Raw genomic sequence first — 18,965 nt, 5'->3', positions numbered from 1 at the left:
GCCGGAGCGTGAGAGACTCTCTCTCCGAGTGTGTCTCTGCGTGGGTGACGGTCTGACTGAGCGGGGGGGGGCGGCGGGGGGGCGCGCCCCCCGGGGGGGGGGGGGGGGCCCGGCCCCCCCCGGACCGTCCGCGATCGCCCGGTGCAGCAGCAGCCGCAACCACGCGAGCGACGCGGCGAGGAACCGGCCGTTGGCGGCTTCCTTCTCCTCACCCGTCCCGCCGCTCACAGGACCGTCACCGCCTGGCTCGGGTCGAACACCGGCCGGGTGCCCGAGCGGTCGACCAGGAGGCTGTCCACGCCCGCGACCCGCAACCGCACCAGGTGCCGCCCGGGGGCCGCGTCCGGGACGGTGAACCGCGCGTGGCCGGGCGGGCGCGGCACGCCGTGCGGCAGCGGGTCGGGCGGGACGGCGCGGCCGTCGAGGACCAGCAGCACCGGTTGTCCGGGCAGGGCGGCGGGGGAGTAGCGGACGTCGATCTGCGCGCTCCCGTCGGCGTGCCGCCCGACCTGCGCGGGCAGGTGCGTGATCCGGGGCGCGACGGCGAGCGGGACCTCGTTGGTGACCTGCCCGGCGAGGGAGAGTCCGGCCGACCAGAGCCCGGCGGCCGTGCCGACGGGGACGGTGAACTGCACCTGGGTACCGGTGACGTGATCCGGGGCGACGGCGACCGGCGCCGGGAGCAGCGGATGGCTCAGCCGCACCTCGGCCGGGGCCGCCAGCCCGCTGCCGCGCAGCACCGCCGTCTCACCGCCCCGCACGGCGGGCTGCCCGCCCGGCGGCACGGCGGCGTCGAGGGCCGGCAGGCCGAGCGGGAGGAAGCCCTGCGCGACGGGCCCGCGGTCGTCCGCGCCCCGGGTGAGCACCGGCACGGGGACGGTCGGCGGGCGGTGGCCGTCGATCAGCACCACGCCGACCTCGTAGGCGACCGACATCCGGTACGGGGTCTGGAACGCCGTCCAGAGCGAGTAGATGTCCTTCTCGCCGAACGGCTGCCAGGTGATCCGGATCCGGTCGAGCTGCTTGGCGACGTCGCTCTCCGGCGCGAACGCGGCCAGTTCGCCGCGCTGGAGCACCGGGTTGTCGTTCAGGACGCGGACGGCGCGGGCGAGCAGCCGCTGGGCGTCGAGGCCGGGGTCGCGCTTGACGAACGGCGTGACGAGGTAGTGCAGGGTGAGCGGGAACGGCGGACCGCCGCTCTCGCCGGGGGCGAGGCCGGGCTGGTCGGCGTCGCGCAGGGCGCCGTCCACGTCGGCCTGGAAGAGGTAGAGGTTGACGAGCTTGTCGCGGGTGCCGTCGACGAGTTCGTCCAGGGGACGGGTGTCCACGCCCGCGCCGGGCACGTCGGCCAGGGCACCGAGCCCGCGCCCGGTCGGGGGCGGGCGGCCGGCGGCGCGCGCCGCGGCGGCGCGCCCCGCCCGCCGCCCGGGCTCCCCTCGCGGCGGGCCCGGGCCCCCCCGCCGGCGCTCGGCCCGGCCGCCGGTGGGCGGGGCCGCCTCGGCGGCGGCCGGGCCCTCCCCGGCGGGCAGCCGGAGCTGCACGGTCTGGTCGGGCAGCCAGGGGTACTCGGGCGCGTCGGCGGCCTGCTCGGCCTGCTCGTAGACGCCCCAGCCGTCCTCCGCGCCCGCCTGCCCGGGCGGGGCGGGCTGGACCGGCTGGGACTGGTGGGCGCCCTGGTACTGGCCGCCGTACTGCCCGTAGCCGTACTGGCCGTCGACCTGCCGGCCTCCGCCGTACTCGGCCTGGCCGTACTGGTCCGCGGGCTGCCGCCCGTCCCCGTACGGTCCCGCCTCCGGCTGGTAACGCCCCTCGGGACGCAGTGCGGTCACGCCGCTCAGCCCCGGCCGATCACCGGGGCGAGCCCGGCCGACCGGTCCACGGCCTGCGGGTGGCCGCACTCCGCCAGCCAGTTCGCGAGCATCCGGTGCCCGCCCTCGGTGAGCACCGACTCGGGGTGGAACTGCACGCCCTCGACCAGCAGTTCGCGGTGCCGCAGGCCCATGATCACGCCGCTCTCGGTGCGGGCGGTGACCACCAGGTCCTCCGGCACCGTCGCCGGGTCGACCGCCAGCGAGTGGTACCGGGTGGCGGTGAGCGGCGAGGGCAGGCCCTCGAACACCCCGCCGTCCTCGTGCTCGACCAGTGAGGTCTTGCCGTGCAGCAGCTCCGGCGCCCGGCCGACCACCGCGCCGTACGCGACGGCGATCGACTGCAGGCCCAGGCAGACGCCGAAGACCGGCAGTCCGATCCGCGCACAGTGGTGGACCATCTCGATGCAGACCCCGGCCTCCTCCGGCGCGCCGGGGCCGGGGGAGAGCAGCACCCCGTCGAAGCCCTCGTCGCCGCTGCCGCGGCGGACGGCGTGCTCGACGGTCACCTCGTCGTTGCGCACCACCTCGCAGGTGGCGCCGAGCTGGTACAGGTACTGGACCAGGTTGAAGACGAAGCTGTCGTAGTTGTCGACGACCAGGATCCGGGGCTGGGTCCGCTGGGTGGTCATTCGCGCGCTATCTCCGTGGCTCGCGGGGACTGGAGGGGAAGAGCGGGGCCGGCCGGCTCAGCCGGCCGCGGCACCGTCACCGCCGTCCACTGTGACGTCACCGAAGGGGAGTAGCGGTTCCGCCCACGGAAAGACGTAAGTGAACAGGAGGTAGACCACCCCGAGGATGAGGAGCAGCGAGATGACGGCCTTGACCAGGGTGTTCCCCGGGAGGTGACGCCAGATCCAGCCGTACATGGTGCTCCCTCGACGTAGCAGACTGGGGTCAAGAGTAGACCCGCATTCCACGGCGTCCAGGCAGGTCCGCTACTGCTGGCCGCCCGCCGAACGGAGGTCGGTGGTGCCCGAGTAGCCGGGCAGGGCGAGGTCGCCGCTCTCCTGGACCTTCCAGCCGAGTCCGTACGCCTGGACGTAGCGCAGGTAGTTGCGGATCGTCGGGTCCCCGTCCACGGCCGCGCGCAGGTCGTCGGTCTTCCCCACGGCCTTGACGACGTAGGGCGGCGAGTAGACCCGGCCCTGGAGCAGCAGGGTGTTGCCGACGCAGCGGACGGCACTGGTGGAGATCAGCCGCTGGTCCATGACCTGCACGCCCTCGGCGCCGCCCCGCCACAGCGCGTTGACCACGGCCTGGATGTCCTGCTGGTGGATGACCAGGTCGTTGACGCCCGGCTCGGGGACGCCGGGGATGCGGGCGGTGGCGTTCGGCGGGGCGTCGTTGAGGGTGACGGTCAGGCCGCCGCCCTGGAGCGGCTCCAGCGCGGCGCCGAGCCGGAGGCCGTCCAGCCGGGCGGTGTCGGCCGGGTTCTGGCTCCGCTGCTCGGTGAGCGCCTGGGCGCGGGCCTGGAGGTCGGCGAGCTGGGCCTGCGCCTGCTGGTTCTGGGCGCTGCGCTGGCGTATCACGTCGCCGAGGCTGAGGAGCGAGTTGTCGGTCCGCAGGTCGGTCCCGCGGGCGGTCTGTGCGCTGATGTAGAAAAGCAGACCGGCGAGCGCGAAGACGGCGCAGGTCAGGGCACGGCCGACAATTCGGATGCCGGATCGACGGGTACGGGTCGGCCGAGGGGGAATCGACAAATTAGGCACCGTACCCTTATCTCCTTAAGACCCGCCGAGCCACTACGCTAACGGACGCCGGTGGCACGTGCGGGAGCCGTCCCCAGCGTTCTCCACGAGTGACGCCGGCCGACCCGCCCCCGCTGCACCCCTGCGCGGTCTCACAGCGCATCGACAGGAGAGCTCCTCGTGCCGAAGTCTCGACTCCGCAAGAAGTCCGACTACACCCCGCCGACGACGGCCGTGGTGAAGATCAGTTCGGGCCGCAGTTGGGTCGCGCCCCTGATGCTGGCACTGTTCCTGATCGGGCTGGTGTGGATCGTCACCTACTACGTGACGAGCGGGAACTACCCGGTCGAGAGCTGGCGGAACTGGAACATCCTGGTCGGCTTCGGCTTCATCGCGGCGGGCTTCGGCGTCTCCACCCAGTGGAAGTGACGGCCGGGGCCCACGCCCTGGCCGGATCACGCCGCCGATCGGCCCTTCCGACCCCCTGACACGGCCCCTCCGCCGTCCCGGACAGCTCGACCCGGGACGGCGTCGAGGCGTGCCCGGAGCCGGGCGACCGGCCGGGCAGCTATCCCCACAATCACACTGTCGCCTTTATCCACATGGTTATCCACACTGGGGAAAAGTGTCCCCAGCCTGTGGATAACTTGGGCGCCAAGTGCTGTCCACAGCTGTGGACAGCACTTCGTGAGAGCGCGAACCGCACAGGCGGACACGCGTAGAACAGCTGTCCACACCCGGCGCACCACACGGGCTGTGCACAACCCCGCACCCGTTGTGGACAACGACCCGCGGCGTCAGGCGCCGTAGCGGGCCATCCCGATCAGCACCATCGCCAGGACGACGGCCAGCGCGCCCGCCATCGTCAGCGCCTGGACCGGCCCGCGGCGCTCGCGCGGGGCGAACATCAGGCCAACCGCGGTCAGCGCCCCCACCACCAGGCCGCCCACGTGCGCGCGCCAGTCGATCCCGGGGACCGAGAAGGTGAGGATCAGGTTGAAGACCAGCAGGGCCATCACCGGGCCGATCGGACTGCGGGTCCTGATCTGCAGCACGAGCGTCGCCCCGAAGAGGCCGAAGACGGCCCCGGAGGCGCCCAGCGAACTCATCAGGTTGCCGGCCACGAGGAACGCGAGGGCGCTGCCGGCCAGGCCCGAGAGCAGGTAGAGGCCGAGGAAGCGCGCCCGGCCGAGCACCGCCTCCAGCACCTGTCCGGTCCACCAGAGCGCCAGCATGTTCAAGCCGACGTGCCACACCTGGACGTGCAGGAAGGTCGCCGTCAGCAGCCGGTACCACTGGCTCGGGCCGTCGGCCACGCCCCCGGGACCGCCCTGGATCGCCCGGCCGGCGCTGTACAGCATCCAGTCCTGGGCGAGCCACGGCGAGAAGACGTAGGCGGCGAGCACGAAGACCGCGAGGTTGATCCCGATCAGGACCTTGGTGACGAGCGCGCCGTCGGCCGTCAGCGTCCCGCCGAAGCGGGTGGTCGGCCGCCGCGTCTCGGAGTGCGCGCCGCTGACGCACTCGGGGCACTGGAAGCCCACCGAGGCGGGCACCATGCACGACGGGCAGACCGGGCGCCCGCAGCGGGTGCACGAGATGCCGGTGGGCGTCTGCGGATGGCGGTAGCACCCGGGCGGAACGGCCTCGGGAGTGGACGCCTGGACCCCATCGGCCGACGGCCTCGGCTCGTCCGGGAGCATCAGCGGTTTCCCCTTCCCGTACAGGACCACCGGAGCCGCCAGCCTACTGCGGCCGCCCCGGCGGCGGACGTCGTCCCCACTCTCGATCCTGCCCCGCCGGTCCCCCTCCCCAAGCACCCGCGACACCCGCAGACGGCCCACCCCGGGGTGCCGTCGGACAAATCAGGATGCATGATCAGCATTCAGGTGGATATGTGCATATAGGACGCCACCCAGGAGGAGAGAACCCGTGACCCGTTTGGACTCAGCTCGTGAGACGGCCGCCAGGACCCGGGACACCGCCGCGCACCTCGCGGACGGCGCCAAGCAGCGCCTGGGCCCCGCCCTCGACGCGCTCGGGCCGAAGGCCTCCCAGGCCGCCCAGAGCCTCCGCGTCCAGTACGACCGGCACCTCGCCCCCCAGTTCGGCCACGCCTTCGCCAACCTCCCGCCGGACGCCCAGGAGAACGCCCTGAAGGCCTTCCACCGGGCCCAGGAGGCCGCACTGGCCGCCCGCCTCTCCGCCGCCCGCGCCGCGGACCAGGCGCGCTCCACGGTCGCCCCCAGGGTCGTCCAGGCGGTCGGGGACGCCCGCGCCGCGGTCGTCCCGGTCGCGCAGGAGGCCCAGGCCCGGGGCGCCGCCGCGCTCACCGCCCTCCAGGGCCACGTCAGCTCCGCCGAGATCAGCGACCTCGCCGCCCGCAACGCCAGGAAGGAACAGCACAACGGCTGGGCCGCCGGCCTCGCCGTGGCGGGCGCGGTGGCGATCGGCGGCGGGGTCCTCGCCTGGCAGTGGTGGCGCCGGCACAGCAACCCGGAGTGGCTGGTCGAGCCCCCGGCGCCGCAGGCCGCGCAGCCGGCCGGCGCCCACGCGACCGGCTCCTCCGCCGCACCGGTCAACGGCACGGGCCCCGAGGGGGCGGCCGACGAGCCCGCTCCCCCGGCCGACGACCGCCCCAAGCCGCACGACCCGCGCAAGCCGCACTGACGCCGGAACGCCGATCGGCCGTTGACCCGGACTCAGGTCAACGGCCGATCGGCTGGTACTGCGAACTGTGGAGCATAGGAGACTCGAACTCCTGACATCTGCCTTGCAAAGGCAGCGCTCTACCAACTGAGCTAATGCCCCTCTACGGCACCGCCGGTGCCGACGGGCACTAGCGTACCGGGTTCCGGCGGCCTACCGGTGCCGTCCCCCTGAGGGAATCGGGGGGCGCCGGGCGCGGCCCCGCGCCCGCGCCGCGGGCGGGGCGCGGGGGCGGGCCCCCGCCGCCCCCCCCCCGCGTGCCCGACACCCCCCGGCCGCCCCCGCGACCGGTCAGGTCCGACGTCGGAGTGTCGACAGTCCCGTTCGAGCTGGGTCAGGTCCGGCTCACCAGCAGCCGATGGCTCGACAACCAGAACCGCACCCTGGCCTACCTCCGCTTCGTCGACGTCGACCGCCTGCTGTACAACTTCCGCGCCAACCACCGGCTATCCACCAACGCGGCTGCCACGAACGGGGGTTGGGACGACCCGGGGTTCCCGTTCCGCACCCACGTGCAGGGCCACTTCCTCTCGGCGTGGGCCCAGGCCGCCGCCGCGCTCGGGGACACCGTCTGCCGCGACAAGGCCAACCGGATGGTGGCCGAACTCGCCAAGTGCCAGGCCAACAACGCTGCCGCGGGCTTCTCCGCCGGCTACCTGGCGGGCTTCCCCGAGGCCGACTTCGCCAGCCTCGAAGCGGGCAGGCTGGGCAACGGCAACGTCCCGTACTACTGCGTCCACAAGACCATGGCTGGTCTGCTCGACGTGTGGCGCCTCCTGGGCAACACCCAGGCCCGCGACGTGCTCCTCGCGATCGCAGGCTGGGTCGACCGCCGCACCGCCGCGCTCGGCTACGGCACGATGCAGTCGATGCTGGGCACCGAGTTCGGCGGCATCAACGACGTGTTGGCCGGTCTCTACCAACAGACCGGTGACGCACGCTGGCTGACCACCGCTCAGCGGTTCGACCACGCCGCGGTCTTCGATCCGCTCGCCGCGAACCTGGACCAGCTCGACGGCTTGCACGCCAACACGCAGGTGCCCAAGTGGATCGGAGCCGTCCGCGAGTACAAGGCCACCGGGACGACCCGCTACCGCGACATCGCCGCCAACGCCTGGGCGATCACCACCGGCGCGCACACCTACGCCATCGGTGGCAACAGCCAGGCGGAGCACTTCCGGGCCGCGAATGCCATCTCCGGCTACCTCACCGACGACACCTGCGAGCTCTGCAACTCCTACAACATGCTCAAGCTGACCCGGGAGCTGTGGCAGCTGAGCCCGGACCGGGCCTCGTACTTCGACTTCTACGAGAAGGCGCTGCTCAACCACGTCATCGGCGCCCAGAACCCGGCCGACCCGCACGGCCACATCACGTACTTCAGCTCCCTCGACCCGGGCGGCCGCCGGGGCAAGGGCCCGGCCTGGGGCGGTGGCACCTGGAGCACCGACTACGGCACGTTCTGGTGCTGCCAGGGAACGGGTATCGAGTCCAACACCAAGCTGATGGACTCCATCTACTTCCACGAGGGCACCACCCTCACGGTGAACCTGTTCCTCCCGTCCGTCCTGGACTGGACCGAGCGGGGCATCACGGTCACCCAGACCACCGCGTTCCCGGCCGAGGACACCACGACGCTCAAGGTCACCGGCAGTGTCGGCGGGACGTGGTCCATGCGCGTCCGCATCCCCGGGTGGACCTCGGGCGCCGGCGTCAGCGTCAACGGCGTCGCGCAGAGCGTCGCGGCCACCCCGGGCACGTACGCCACCCTCACCCGGGCCTGGGTCTCCGGCGACACCGTCACCGTGAAGCTCCCCATGCGGGTGGCCCTCGAAGCCGCCAACGACAGCCCCGGTGTCGCGGCGATCACCTACGGCCCCGCCGTCCTGGCCGGCAACTACGGCAGCACCACGCTGTCCGCCCTCCCGGCCCTGGACGCCACCACGATCACCCGGACCAGCAGCACCGCCCTCGCCTTCACGGCCACCGCCGACGGAGCGACGGTCGGCCTCGGCCCGTTCCACGACGCTCAGGGCTTCAACTACGCCGTCTACTGGCGGATCGACGGCGCGGGCTTCCGTCTGGTCAACGCGGCCAGCGGACTCGTCCTCGGCATCCAGAACATGTCCACCGCCGACGGCGGCCTCGCCCTGCAGTGGTCCGACACCGGCACCGCCGACCACAACTGGGCCCTCGTCGTCGACGGCACCGCACTGCGGCTGCGCAACGTCAACAGCGGCAAGGTCCTCGGCGTGAAGGACATGTCCACCGCCGACAACGCCCCGATCCTCCAGTGGGCCGACACGGGCACCGCCGACCACCGGTGGACCGTCGTCGACGCCGGCAACGGCTACCACGAGCTCCAGAACGTCCACACCGGCAAGCTGCTCGGCATCGCCGGCGGCTCCACCGTCCAGGGCACCGCAGCCGTACAGCTGCCCGACAGCGGTGCCGCCGCCGGCCAGTGGCAGTTCGCTCCCGTCGGTGCCATGCGGATCCAGAACGTCGCCAGCGGGCGGGTCCTCGGAGTGAAGGACATGTCCACCGCCGACGGCGGCCTCGTCATCCAGTGGGACGACAACGGCACCGCCGACCACCTCTGGACGGCCGCCCTCGACACCGGCGGCCACCTGCGCCTGCGCAACTCCAACAGCGGCAAAGTCCTCGCCGTGGAGAACGGCGGCACCGCCAACGGCGCGAGGATCGTCCAGTGGACCGACAACGGCACCACCGACCACCGGTGGCGCCTGCGCCACGGAGGTGGGGACACCTTCAGGATCCAGTGCGCCAACAGCGGCCGCGTCCTCGGTGTCTCCGGTGCCTCCACCGCCTTGGGAGCGCAGGCCGTGCTCTGGGACGACACCGGCACCAGCGACCACCTGTGGCGGTTCATCTGATCCGGCGTCGGTGGGGGTTGGCGGTGCGTGGCACTGCTTCTCGAACGGCGCTCGGACAACGGCCGGTGGGGGATGCCGGGCGGGGGCCTCGAGATCGGTGAGAACCTCCCGGGTGCCGTCGTTCGCGAGGTGCGCGAGGAGACGGGCATCGAGGTCGAAGTCATCGGCCTGGTCGGCACTTACAGCGACCCCGGGCACGTGATCGAGTTCTCGGACGGGGAAGTCCGCCAGTAGTTCTCTCTGTGCTTCCGGGCGAGGTCGGTTGGCGGCGAACTGCGGGCCGGCTCCGAGTCCGCGGCCGGGGCGATCGCCAAGAGCATCCCGCCGAACGGCAGTGCCGCATCCATGTCACTTCCGCTGGTGAGTCCGTTGCCGGGCTTGCCGGCTTCGGCGCCCCACATGAACACCAGAGGGCCCGAACTGCCTGCACCAAGACCGCGGCTACGGTCCGAACCGGGCTCGGGCCCGTTCTCCGGCCTGGTCATGGCGCGCTGAGGTCCCTGCTCAACCACCTCTCGGGGGCCATGTGGAAGACCACGCGCTCGCCGCTGTACCTCGCTGTCGCGATCTCGACGCAGCGATCGACCAGCTCGGGAGCGAGGTAGTGGGCCGCCACTTCGCGGAGCAGCTCGATCGACCCGGGCGACGTGCGGACCACCGGCCCCTCGACGGAGACATAGCGGACCCGCGGCTCCGTACATTCGACCATCAGGCTGAAGCGCCCGGTCTTCTCGATGAGCAGCGCCTTGCGGCAACCCACATCGGTCATCACCCTGACGTCGCCACCGGGCTCGTACCGGTACCAGACCGGGACGATCAGCGGACCGCGCCCTTCCCCTGCATCGACCGACAGGGCAGCGACACGAGGCTCCGCCAGGAACCCCTCGCGTTCGTCACGGGTCAGCGCCACGTGCGCTCCTCTCCGCATGCAGAGACCGGGGCCAGGCCACACATCGAAGTGAATGAACCGGCTGTCGTCCCGTCAAACGATGCGTAGGTCATGCCGGATCAACGCTGAATCCCTTTCGAAGGTCACGGGAACGGGCACCTGTCCGGTCGGCAACTCGGTGACACCGGTACGTATGGACAACCCGCCTTCGACCCTCGCGATCGTGGTCGCGTCATTCGAAGATGGACGTGTCCCGTGAACGGCTCTGTCCCGCAGTTGGTGACGACGAGGGGTGACTGGTGTCGTCGGCAGTCATGTATGTGATCTGAACGAACCTGTGGGAGCGGCCCGAGCTGCGTCCACGTGGCCGTCCGCTGAGTTCGTGTCAGGCCTGGCAGGCGGCATGACTCCAGAGGCCGACAGCCAGGGTTGTCGGACGTGATCCGGCCGGGCGTCGTGATCGTCGGAGGTCAGGGCGATGGCGGGTCGGTGTCGAGGGCTGCGGCGAAGGGGTCGTCGGACAGCTGCCAGTGCTCCATGCCGAGGGCGAGTTCGGCGTCGGTGAGCAGACAGGTGTTCAGCCGCTCGTGGAGCGAGGGGATGTCGAGGTCGATGCCGGTGAAGGTCAGTTCGCAGCGGCGCTCGCCGTAGTAGGGGTGCCAGAACAGCGCGGCGAACGTGCGCCGCTCGGCCGAGGCCGTCCGCCATGCCGTGTCGTCCTGCTCGGACAGCCAGGTGCCGGCGGTCTGGATGGCCAGGTGTTCGCCGGCGGACTCCCACCGGTGGATGGACCGGGGCCGGTTGGCGAGCCACAGGTGCCCGTGTCCGCGAATGGCGCTTGGGCAGATCTGAGGCAGGGCGTCGTACAGGCGTTGTGCGTGCAGGGGTCGGCGGGACGACCAGTACGTGGTGCGGACGCCGAACTCCGGTGCGCGCGGCTGCCGGAGGAGGGGCAATGGGCCGTGCCGGTCCCGTACGTCGTCGGGGTCGAAGCGGTTCTGGCCGATCAGCGCCGAGAGGTTGGGTGTCCAGAGGGCGCCGGTCAGCGGGTCGTGGCAGATGTGGGCCATCGAGTGGCACGCGGAGAGGTGGTGTACCAGGGCGACGGCGCGTGCGGAGGCGGCGGGATCGGGGTCGTGTGCGTCCGAGGTCACCACGGTGTCGGCGCTCGCGAGGTGGCGGGCGGCGGTCTCGGCGACGGTGCGCCGGTCTGCGGGCCCGATGGCCAGTCCCCGGTCCAGGAGCCGGTCGCCGCTGCCGAGATCGTCCTCGAGTCGCGACAGGTCGACACAGGCGGCGACCGTGTCCATGTGCAGATGGTCGGCGAGTGCCTGCCCGCAGACGTGCCCTTCCGCCATGTCCAGGGCGACCAGGTCAGGTGCCATGCCCGGTGGCAGGGTGAGCAGCAGGCGCCGGTAGCGGGCGGTGCGCGCCAGCCGCAGCAGCACGGCGAGCAGGGCCGGCGGCAGCGCGTCGGAGGTGCACGGCCCTGCCGGCGTCAGCGTGCCCCCGCCGACCGGTCCGCGGCGTTCGTACACCTGCCAGGCGACCGTACGGCCCTCGGAGCCGACCCTCACGGCGAGCACCGCGAGGCCCGGGACTTCGATGCGCGCCAGGTCGGCGACGCAGTCCCGGAGGCCGGTGGCGAGGCCGCCGAGCACGGTGACGGGCAGTGGGCGGGGCTCGCCCTGCGGGGTCAACTCATTCCTCCTTGGGGTACCGGGCGAGCCGGTGTGCGTCGGCTCGCTGTGCCGGGCTTGGGGGCGGTGAGGCCGTAGCGGCGCTGGAAGGTGTGTCGGGCCGGGTGTGGGCCCCGGGCGTGGGCCCCACCATAACGTAATGGTTTTCGTTTTCATCTAGTGCTAGTGTCGGCTCACCATTCGCGGCAGCGGCGGCATTCCCACGGGTCGGCCCCGCCTGCCGCCGCTGTCCTCACCGGCACGGAGTCGCCATGTCCGCCCACTGCCAACTCACGGGCCGCAAGCCCGGGTTCGGCAACGCCATCTCCCACTCGCACCGCCGCACCCGGCGCCGCTTCGACCCCAACATCCAGACCAAGCGCTACTGGCTGCCGAGCGAGGGCCGGTTCGTCCGCCTGACGCTCAGCGCCAAGGGCATCAAGACCGTCGACAAGCTCGGCATCGAGAAGGCCGTCGCCGTCGTGCGCGCCCGGGGAGGGAAGGTCTGATGGCCAAGCGCAGCAAGATCGCCAAGAACGAGCAGCGCCGCGTGATCGTCGCCCGGTACGCCGAGCGCCGCGCCGAGCTCAAGCGACTGATCGCCTCCCCGGCGACCTCGCCCGAGGACCGCCTCGCCGCGCAGGCCGAGTTGCAGCGCCAGCCGCGCGACGCCAGCGCCACCCGGGTCCGCAACCGCGACGCGGTCGACGGCCGCCCGCGCGGCTACCTGCGGGCCTTCGGGCTCTCCCGCATCGGGGTGCGCCGGCAGGCCCACGCCGGGTTCCTGCCCGGTGTGCGCAAGGCCAGTTGGTAGCACACCTCGTGAACCGGTCGCACCCCGTGCCACGCGGACTCTCCCGGCCTGCGCGGCATGGGGTGCGACCCCGAGGAGAACCCTCGATCCCGTTGTCGCCTCACGCGTACGCAACTCTCACCAGAACCAGGGAAGCCGTGATCAAGATCGCCCCCGCCCGCCGGGACCGCAGGACGGGCCCCAATCCTCCCCTCACGTACATCGACGACAAGGACACGAACCTGCTTCGGAAGTTCATCTCCGACCGCGTCCGCGTCCGCGCCCGCCGCATCGCCGGGACGACCGCTCGGCAGCAGCGCGCGACGGCTCGCGCGATCAGGAACGCTCGCGAGATGGCCCTGCTGCCCCACGGCACCGGCGCAGTGCGAGTCGGCCGGTGAACGGGCGCCTCCCGGTCACCGTGCTGTCCGGGTTCCTCGGCGCGGGAAAGACCACGCTGCTCAACCACCTGCTGAACAACCGGGACGGCCTGCGGGTCGCGGTCATCGTCAACGACATGAGCGAGATCAACATCGACGCCGCGCTGGTCCGCGAGGGCGGCGGCGCGCTCTCCCGGACCGAGGAACGCCTGGTCGAGATGACCAACGGCTGCATCTGCTGCACCCTGCGCGACGACCTGCTGGAGGAGGTCGACCGGCTCGCCCGGGCGGGGCGCTTCGACTACCTGCTGATCGAGTCCAGCGGCATCTCCGAGCCGATGCCCGTCGCGGCCACCTTCGCCTTCGCCCGCGACGACGGCGCCACCCTCGGGGAGGTCGCCCGTCTGGACACCATGGTCACCGTGGTCGACGCCGCGAACTTCCTGCCCGAACTGCGCGGCGGCGACGAGCTGACGGCCCGCGGCCTCGATCAGTACGAGGACGACGAACGCACCGTCAGCGACCTGCTGATGGACCAGGTCGAGTTCGCCGACGTCCTGGTCCTGAACAAGACCGACCTTGTCACGGCCGAGGAGGCCGACCGGCTCGCCGCCGCGCTCAGCCGCCTCAACCCCGCGGCCCGGATCGTCCGCGCGACCGGCGGCAAGGTCCCGCCCGCCGAACTCCTGGGCACCGGGCTCTTCGACCTGAGCAAGGCCCAGGAGGCCCCGGGCTGGGTGGCCGAGCTCAACGGTGACCACGTGCCGGAGACCGAGGAGTACGGCATCACCAGCCTCGTCTTCCGCGCCGAGCGGCCCTTCCATCCCGGCCGGCTCTGGGAGTTGGTGAGCCGACGGCTCGACGCGGGGGAGTTCGGCACCGTCCTGCGCTCGAAGGGCTTCTTCTGGCTCGCCTCCCGGCCGGCCGTCACCGGCCTGTGGTCCCAGGCGGGCTCGGTCGCCCGCTTCGAACCCTCCGGCATGCGCCCGTCCATGAGCCTGACGATGAACCTGGCCACTCTGACCGATGCCACGGCGCTGACCGGCCTCGGCGACGAGCAGGTGCACAGCGGCCAGGAGCTGGTCTTCATCGGCACCGGTCTGCGCAAGGACGAGCTGCGTGCCGCACTCGCCCACTGCCTGCTGGACGACGCCGAGCACGCGGCCGGGCCCCATGTCTGGACGGCATTCGATGACCCGTTCCCGGTGTGGGACGAATACGAGCTCCAGCAGGACCACGACCACTCCCACACCTAGGACAAAGCGCCGGAGCCGCTGCACCGCCCTGATCGGCGACTCCGAGGGGTGTGCGGATTTGTACGGGAGACGTGCCTTCAGGGGGGTTCGATGGCAGCATGGGTCGTCGCAGTAACCAGCCGTCAACTCCACAGGGGGAAAAGATGATTGGGTTGCGCACCGCTGCTGTCCGCCTCGCCGCCGTGACTGCCGTCGCAGCAGGCAGCCTGGGTCTGAGCACTGGGGTGGCGTCGGCCGACGCCACCTTCACCGCCAACGTCCCCGGTTGTGCCGGGGGCATGATCGATCAGTACTACAACGGGCACGACTGGGTGCAGGGCTACGTGATCTCCACCATGGGCAACTACTGCACGGTGAACCTCCAGCAGTCGAACGGCAACTGGTCCAGCGCCTACAGCAACGTCCGGGGCGATGAGCACTACACCTACCAACTCCAGGACTCCGGAATCACCTCGTACGTCATCGTGTGTAACACCGACCTCGGCCGGTGCGCCACCAGCGCTTCGTACTGACGGGCAGCCGTCGTTCGGGCCACCGTTGCGTACAACAGCAACACCGCGTTCGCCAAGTGACCCTGGTGCTGTAGCGGGCACATGAACGTGTGCCCCCGGTTCGCGCAACTCGGTGCCCCGGACGTGTGCCCGACGGTGGAACCCCGCCGTCGGGCACACGTGTCGGACGGTCAGCGGCGCCGTTGTTCGGTGCCGGTCGCGGAGGAGCTTCCCGGGCCCTGCCAGCCGGTGGCCGAGGGCCAGAGGACGGAGACGTCGAGGACCCGCTCCACGAGCTCGGGGATCCACGGCTCGTCGGGCGGCGCGGTGAGGACGACGTGCAGCCGCTCGGGGGTCTCGTCGGTCACCTGCCCGATCTCCCGGACCCGGACGGCGCCGGCCCGCACGGCGTGATACGAGGTGTGGCCGACGGGAAGGACCTCGCAGACGATCGGACCCCGCTCTCCGGGCCGGACGACGTCGACGATCGACGAGTCCCGCGGCTTGTGGCCCGCCGCGAAGAGGTCGGCCATGAGCCGGTGGCGCACCGCCTCGTGCTGGTGGCACGTCCGGTCGGCCTCGGCCGCGGCCGCGAGCTCGGCCGTCAGGACGCCGGCTGGCGCGGCCACGGCGGACACCTCTGCGGCCACCTCGGCAGACTTCTCGCCTGTGAGCTTCGCCAGGGCCGCGGCCGCCCGGTCCCGCCAGCCGCTGCTCCGCAGGACCTCGCCGAGCCGCGCCAACTCGGTTGCGTCCGCGGACCGCACGGCCTCCGGAAGGCTGCGGGAGAGGTCCCGCAGCACCGTCAGGTCGGCGGAGGACGGCGATCCCAGGAGTCGCCAGACGGAGAGCCAGTCGGCCTGGTCGCGGCGGAGGCAGCCGCCGACCAGAGCGTCGAGTCCCAGCAGGCCGGTCTGGGGGAGTTCGGCCGGGAGGTCGTCCTCACCGATGGCGGTGAGGACCGCCAGCGCGCTCCTGTACCGCTCGGTCGCGCGCCCGGAGATCTCGTGGCGCCCGAAGTCGTTCGCCGACACGACGTACACGCCGGAGCGGCGTTGCACGACCCAGACGTCCAGCTCCTGCCCGGCCTCGGGCGCCCGCTCGGTGGGCCTCAGCTTCAGGATGTACCGCCGCTTCCGGTCCTCCGGCACCGGGGTGACCCTCCAGTGGAGCTGGTCACCGTGGGCGAGGGCGCGTACCCGCAGTTCGGTACCGGGTGTGAGTTCGTCCGCCGCTTCCAGGCCGGTGGCCGCCAGGATCTCCGCGTCCAACGGGGTGGGCCTGCGGACGAAGAGCACCGAACTGCCGTCCGGCGCGAGGTTCCAGGTGCGCGACGCACCGAGGACGAGGTGATTGCCCCGCGGCTGGGTCTCGACGTGGCCGCCGGACAGGTCCGCCGCCAGCGCACTGCGGAGCCGGCCCAGGAAGGCGTCCGACTGATCCGACCGGTCCGAGGCGAGGTCGGCGTACGCGGCCCGGGCCTCGGCACTCACCTGGATCTGCTCGACCGTCAGGGCGCGCACCGCGGCCGTGTCCTGGAGCGCCGGGCCGCGGTCGGCGACGGCGGGCCCGGAGACCCGGTACCGGGACGGGACCCCGGCCAGGTACTGCGCGGGGCTCCGCTCGCCGTGCACGCTCCGGTAGCCGGTCAGGGCCGTCCCGTCGTGGCTCAGGACGAACCGGTAGCCATGGAGGTCGACGAGGCGGTAGCCGTCCGTCTGCTGCGCCTGGCGCCCGTCGGTCAGGAACGTGGCGATCACGCCACGGATCTCGGCTTCGGCCTCCTGGTCACTGCCGCCGTGCGCGGTCACGAAGGCCCGGACGGCGGCCCTGGTCACCCGGAGCCTGCCGAGGAAGGCCTCCGACGCCTCCAGCCCCGTCCCGAGGTCGGCGTCGGCGGGCACCCTGGGCAGGTTGCGAGGCGTCGGGCGCTCCGGCACCGAGCTCGTCCGGAAGCCGCCGCACGAGCTGTCACGGCACCAGCCGTCGGCGTTCTGCGCGGGCAGCTCGCAGCGCTCGCCGTCCAGGTGGAAGCGTGAGCAGACGCGATCCTGCGCCGGGCCGGACGGCGGCTGCGGCGCGGGATCGTCCGGTGCGGGGCCGTCCGGCGCGGGATCGTCCGGGCCGGCGGAGGGCGACGGGCCGACGGCGGGAAGCATGACCGCCGGCAAGGGCGAGGTGTGCAGCACCGTCAGCGTCTGTGTGCTCCGGGTCAGGGCCACGTACAGCTGCCGCGGGCCCTCGGCCCCGCGGGCGGTGATGGTCGCCGGCTCCAGGACGAGGACGTGGTCGAACTCCATGCCCTTCGCCTCGCCGGCGGTCAGGACGGTCACCGCCTCCCGGACCTCGTCGGTCATCGCCTCCGTGGAGTCGACCAGGAGCCGGACCTGCTGGAGCCAGTCCGAGTCGTCGGGGACGACCAGGGCGATCGAGCGCTGGGTGTGACCGTCCGATCCGGCCAGCCGTGCCGCGTGCCCGACCGCCTCGGCGAGGAGCTGCCAAGGCGTCGTCTCCACGATCCGCACCGGCTCGCCGTCCGCTTCCTTCACCGCGGCCGGGAAGGGAACGGACGGGGCCACCGCCCGGGCGAGCGGCGCGACGAACTCCATGATCTGGGCCGGCACCCGGTAGCTGGTGGTGAGCTCTTCGAGCTGCCAGCCGCCCTCACCCGCCAGGACCCGGCCGAGCCGCTCCCAACTCGGGTAGTCGTGCGGTCCGGTGGCCTGCGCGAGGTCGCCGAGCACCGTCATCGACCCCTTCGGATTGCGGCGGCGCAGCGACCTGGCCTGCATGGGAGTCAGGTCCTGGGCCTCGTCCACGACGATGTGCGGGTAACGCTGGGGCGTCTCGCCCGAGATGAGGGTCCGTAGCTCTTCGAGGCACACCAGGTCGTCCAGGGTCCACGGCTCGTCCTCGGCACGTTCGGCGGCCGGGCGCGTCAGCAGTGCCTGCTCAGCCGCGTCGAACACCTCGGCGGCGTACTCGGCGAGCCTGCCGGGCGAGTTCAGCAGGCTCCGCAGGGCCTCCTCCGGGCTGAGGGGAGGCCATGCGCGTTCGACGAGCGCGGCCACCTGGCGATGGCGCTCGATGCTCTGCCGAACGGCCCGGTCGCGAGCGCGCTGGGGGAAACCCTGCCGCAGCGCGGCCAGCAGGAGGTCGACGAGCACGTCGCGGAAGCGGTCCCGACGGGCCCGGTAGTGGCCCGGTCCGGTGCGGGCGGCCTCGAAGACGCGGCGGACCTCGGACGCCGGAACCCTCAGGGGTGCGCTGCCCAGGACGATGGTGAACATCGGCTCGCCGTGCTCGTCCGCGGCGGGGGTGACGGCGGCGTCGACGGCGGCCGGCCGGCAGTTGCCCTCGACCCGGCGCCGCAGCACTTCGGCCATGCGCTCGTCCGACTTGATGCGGCGCACGGACGGGGCGTCCTCGGCTCGCACGCTCCCCTCCCAGAGGAAGGAGAGCTCGACGGCGGTGACGTTGCGCGTGCCCAGGGTGGGCAGGACCCGGCCGACGTACTCCAGGAACCTCCGGTGCGGGCCGACCACCAGGATGTCCTGCGCCTGGAAGCGCTTGTTGTCGACGAGCCAGGTGACCCGGTGGAGGCCGACGGCCGACTTCCCGGTGCCCGGACCGCCCTGGACGACCAGGACACCCGTGGACGGGCCGGCCACCAGCGCCATCTGGTCGGGCTGGATGGTTTCGACGATGTCGCGCATGCGGCTGCGGCGGGCGCGGTCGAGGTCCCGGAGGAGCAGGTCGTCCACCACCGTTTGCCGGGCCCCGGAGACGGGACCGAAGACGTCTCCGGGGGACGGCACATCCGTGCCCGGGCCGACGGAGGCCGGGACCGGCGGAGCAATCTCGTCGCGGTAGTCCCGGACCGTCCGCTGGTCGCAGTCCAGACGCCGCCGCAAGCGGACCTCTCCGGGAGCGTCCGGCGTGGCCAGGCGCCACGCGGTGGCGAGCGCGTTGGTCCAGGAGATGACGACGGTGTCGCGGGTCTCGGCGTCGTGCACCGTCCGCCGCCCGACGTAGAAGACCTCCGGCTCGCCCGACTCGTCCGACCGGGTGTCCACCCGCATCGTGACGAGGTTCTCGCCCTCCAGACGGAACACCTCCGCCCTGGCCGAGGACTCCGCCCGGGCCGCGATGCCGTCCTTTCCGCTGGCTGCCGCCCGGGCCGCCGCGTCGCCGGACAGTTCGGCGAGCTTGGCTTCGTAACAGGCGTACGCGCGGTCGACCGCCCGCTGTTCGGTGGCGATGACGGCCGACCTCGATGACGTGCTCATGTGCTTCCCCTCCCGCGGGCGTC

17 protein-coding genes and 1 tRNA gene are annotated in these 18,965 nt (G+C 72.3%); 9 read left to right on the top strand and 9 right to left on the bottom strand.

The annotated features are described in order from the left end of the window. Window positions 1-224: 224 nt before the first annotated feature. From ACFV4G_RS16630 to ACFV4G_RS16615, 4 genes are all read right to left on the bottom strand, one after another. Window positions 225-1,829, bottom strand: a complete 1,605-nt coding sequence (locus ACFV4G_RS16630) for a DUF4255 domain-containing protein (protein ID WP_380440814.1) — start codon at window positions 1,827-1,829, stop codon at window positions 225-227. A gap of 5 nt (window positions 1,830-1,834) precedes the next feature. Next, on the bottom strand, window positions 1,835-2,500 hold the full coding sequence (locus ACFV4G_RS16625) for an aminodeoxychorismate/anthranilate synthase component II (RefSeq protein WP_380440812.1): 666 nt from the start codon (window positions 2,498-2,500) through the stop codon (window positions 1,835-1,837). Window positions 2,501-2,557: 57 nt separating this feature from the next. After that, window positions 2,558-2,737 carry a hypothetical protein gene (locus ACFV4G_RS16620; protein ID WP_363647589.1) on the bottom strand — a complete coding sequence of 60 codons (180 nt, stop codon included), beginning with the start codon at window positions 2,735-2,737 and terminating at the stop codon, window positions 2,558-2,560. Between the two features lie 69 nt (window positions 2,738-2,806). Beyond that, entirely contained in the window at window positions 2,807-3,571 is a 765-nt protein-coding gene (locus tag ACFV4G_RS16615) for a DUF881 domain-containing protein (protein ID WP_380440810.1), read from the bottom strand. Window positions 3,572-3,739: 168 nt separating this feature from the next. On the opposite strand from ACFV4G_RS16615, the gene crgA reads away from it, so the two are divergent. Then, complete coding sequence (crgA, locus tag ACFV4G_RS16610; protein WP_380440808.1) at window positions 3,740-3,988, top strand: cell division protein CrgA; 249 nt, start codon at window positions 3,740-3,742, stop codon at window positions 3,986-3,988. A 368-nt stretch (window positions 3,989-4,356) separates the two neighbouring features. Here crgA and ACFV4G_RS16605 read toward each other — a convergent pair whose 3' ends face one another. After that, complete coding sequence (locus ACFV4G_RS16605) at window positions 4,357-5,262, bottom strand: rhomboid family intramembrane serine protease (RefSeq protein WP_380440806.1); 906 nt, start codon at window positions 5,260-5,262, stop codon at window positions 4,357-4,359. A 229-nt stretch (window positions 5,263-5,491) separates the two neighbouring features. Between ACFV4G_RS16605 and ACFV4G_RS16600 the strand changes: the two genes are divergently transcribed. Beyond that, on the top strand, window positions 5,492-6,229 hold the full coding sequence (locus ACFV4G_RS16600) for a DUF5324 family protein (protein WP_380440804.1): 738 nt from the start codon (window positions 5,492-5,494) through the stop codon (window positions 6,227-6,229). Window positions 6,230-6,297: 68 nt separating this feature from the next. On the opposite strand, the gene ACFV4G_RS16595 is transcribed toward ACFV4G_RS16600, so the two are convergent. Next, a tRNA-Ala gene (locus ACFV4G_RS16595) sits at window positions 6,298-6,370 on the bottom strand. Window positions 6,371-6,576: 206 nt separating this feature from the next. Here ACFV4G_RS16595 and ACFV4G_RS16590 point away from each other — a divergent pair. Both ACFV4G_RS16590 and ACFV4G_RS16585 read left to right on the top strand, forming a co-directional pair. Then, a complete protein-coding gene (locus ACFV4G_RS16590) occupies window positions 6,577-9,165 on the top strand; it encodes a beta-L-arabinofuranosidase domain-containing protein (protein ID WP_380440802.1) in 2,589 nt (862 codons plus the stop codon). A gap of 27 nt (window positions 9,166-9,192) precedes the next feature. After that, on the top strand, window positions 9,193-9,399 hold the full coding sequence (locus tag ACFV4G_RS16585; RefSeq protein ID WP_380440800.1) for an NUDIX domain-containing protein: 207 nt from the start codon (window positions 9,193-9,195) through the stop codon (window positions 9,397-9,399). 247 nt (window positions 9,400-9,646) lie between these two features. On the opposite strand, the gene ACFV4G_RS16580 is transcribed toward ACFV4G_RS16585, so the two are convergent. Continuing rightward, window positions 9,647-10,075 (bottom strand): pyridoxamine 5'-phosphate oxidase family protein, encoded by a 429-nt coding sequence (locus tag ACFV4G_RS16580; protein ID WP_380440798.1) that lies wholly within the window; start codon window positions 10,073-10,075, stop codon window positions 9,647-9,649. Window positions 10,076-10,524: 449 nt separating this feature from the next. After that, window positions 10,525-11,754 (bottom strand): GTP-binding protein, encoded by a 1,230-nt coding sequence (locus tag ACFV4G_RS16575; RefSeq protein WP_380440796.1) that lies wholly within the window; start codon window positions 11,752-11,754, stop codon window positions 10,525-10,527. A 251-nt stretch (window positions 11,755-12,005) separates the two neighbouring features. Here ACFV4G_RS16575 and rpmB point away from each other — a divergent pair, with 251 nt between their 5' ends. The 5 genes from rpmB to ACFV4G_RS16550 all read left to right on the top strand — a co-directional run bounded on the left by rpmB (window position 12,006) and on the right by ACFV4G_RS16550 (window position 14,674). Further along, on the top strand, window positions 12,006-12,242 hold the full coding sequence (gene rpmB / locus ACFV4G_RS16570) for a 50S ribosomal protein L28 (protein ID WP_380440794.1): 237 nt from the start codon (window positions 12,006-12,008) through the stop codon (window positions 12,240-12,242). Beyond that, window positions 12,242-12,547 carry a 30S ribosomal protein S14 gene (rpsN, locus tag ACFV4G_RS16565; protein ID WP_380440792.1) on the top strand — a complete coding sequence of 102 codons (306 nt, stop codon included), beginning with the start codon at window positions 12,242-12,244 and terminating at the stop codon, window positions 12,545-12,547. The genes rpmB and rpsN overlap by 1 nt, the downstream gene beginning before the upstream one ends. Window positions 12,548-12,693: 146 nt before the next feature. Next, complete coding sequence (rpsR, locus tag ACFV4G_RS16560) at window positions 12,694-12,927, top strand: 30S ribosomal protein S18 (protein ID WP_380440906.1); 234 nt, start codon at window positions 12,694-12,696, stop codon at window positions 12,925-12,927. After that, window positions 12,924-14,162, top strand: a complete 1,239-nt coding sequence (locus tag ACFV4G_RS16555) for a GTP-binding protein (protein WP_380440790.1) — start codon at window positions 12,924-12,926, stop codon at window positions 14,160-14,162. The genes rpsR and ACFV4G_RS16555 overlap by 4 nt, the downstream gene beginning before the upstream one ends. A 152-nt stretch (window positions 14,163-14,314) precedes the next feature. Beyond that, window positions 14,315-14,674: a hypothetical protein gene (locus tag ACFV4G_RS16550; RefSeq protein WP_380440788.1), complete on the top strand. Its 360-nt coding sequence runs from the start codon at window positions 14,315-14,317 to the stop codon at window positions 14,672-14,674. A 170-nt stretch (window positions 14,675-14,844) separates the two neighbouring features. Here the strand turns inward: ACFV4G_RS16550 and ACFV4G_RS16545 are convergent, their stop codons facing one another. Next, window positions 14,845-18,942 (bottom strand): AAA family ATPase, encoded by a 4,098-nt coding sequence (locus tag ACFV4G_RS16545; RefSeq protein WP_380440786.1) that lies wholly within the window; start codon window positions 18,940-18,942, stop codon window positions 14,845-14,847. Window positions 18,943-18,965: the final 23 nt, after the last annotated feature.

Origin of the sequence: Kitasatospora sp. NPDC059747, from assembly GCF_042732955.1 — a bacterium.
GTDB lineage: Bacteria > Actinomycetota > Actinomycetes > Streptomycetales > Streptomycetaceae > Kitasatospora.
The sequence above is the reverse complement of the archived record's forward strand: the minus strand, read 5'-3'. Positions and strand labels throughout refer to the sequence as shown.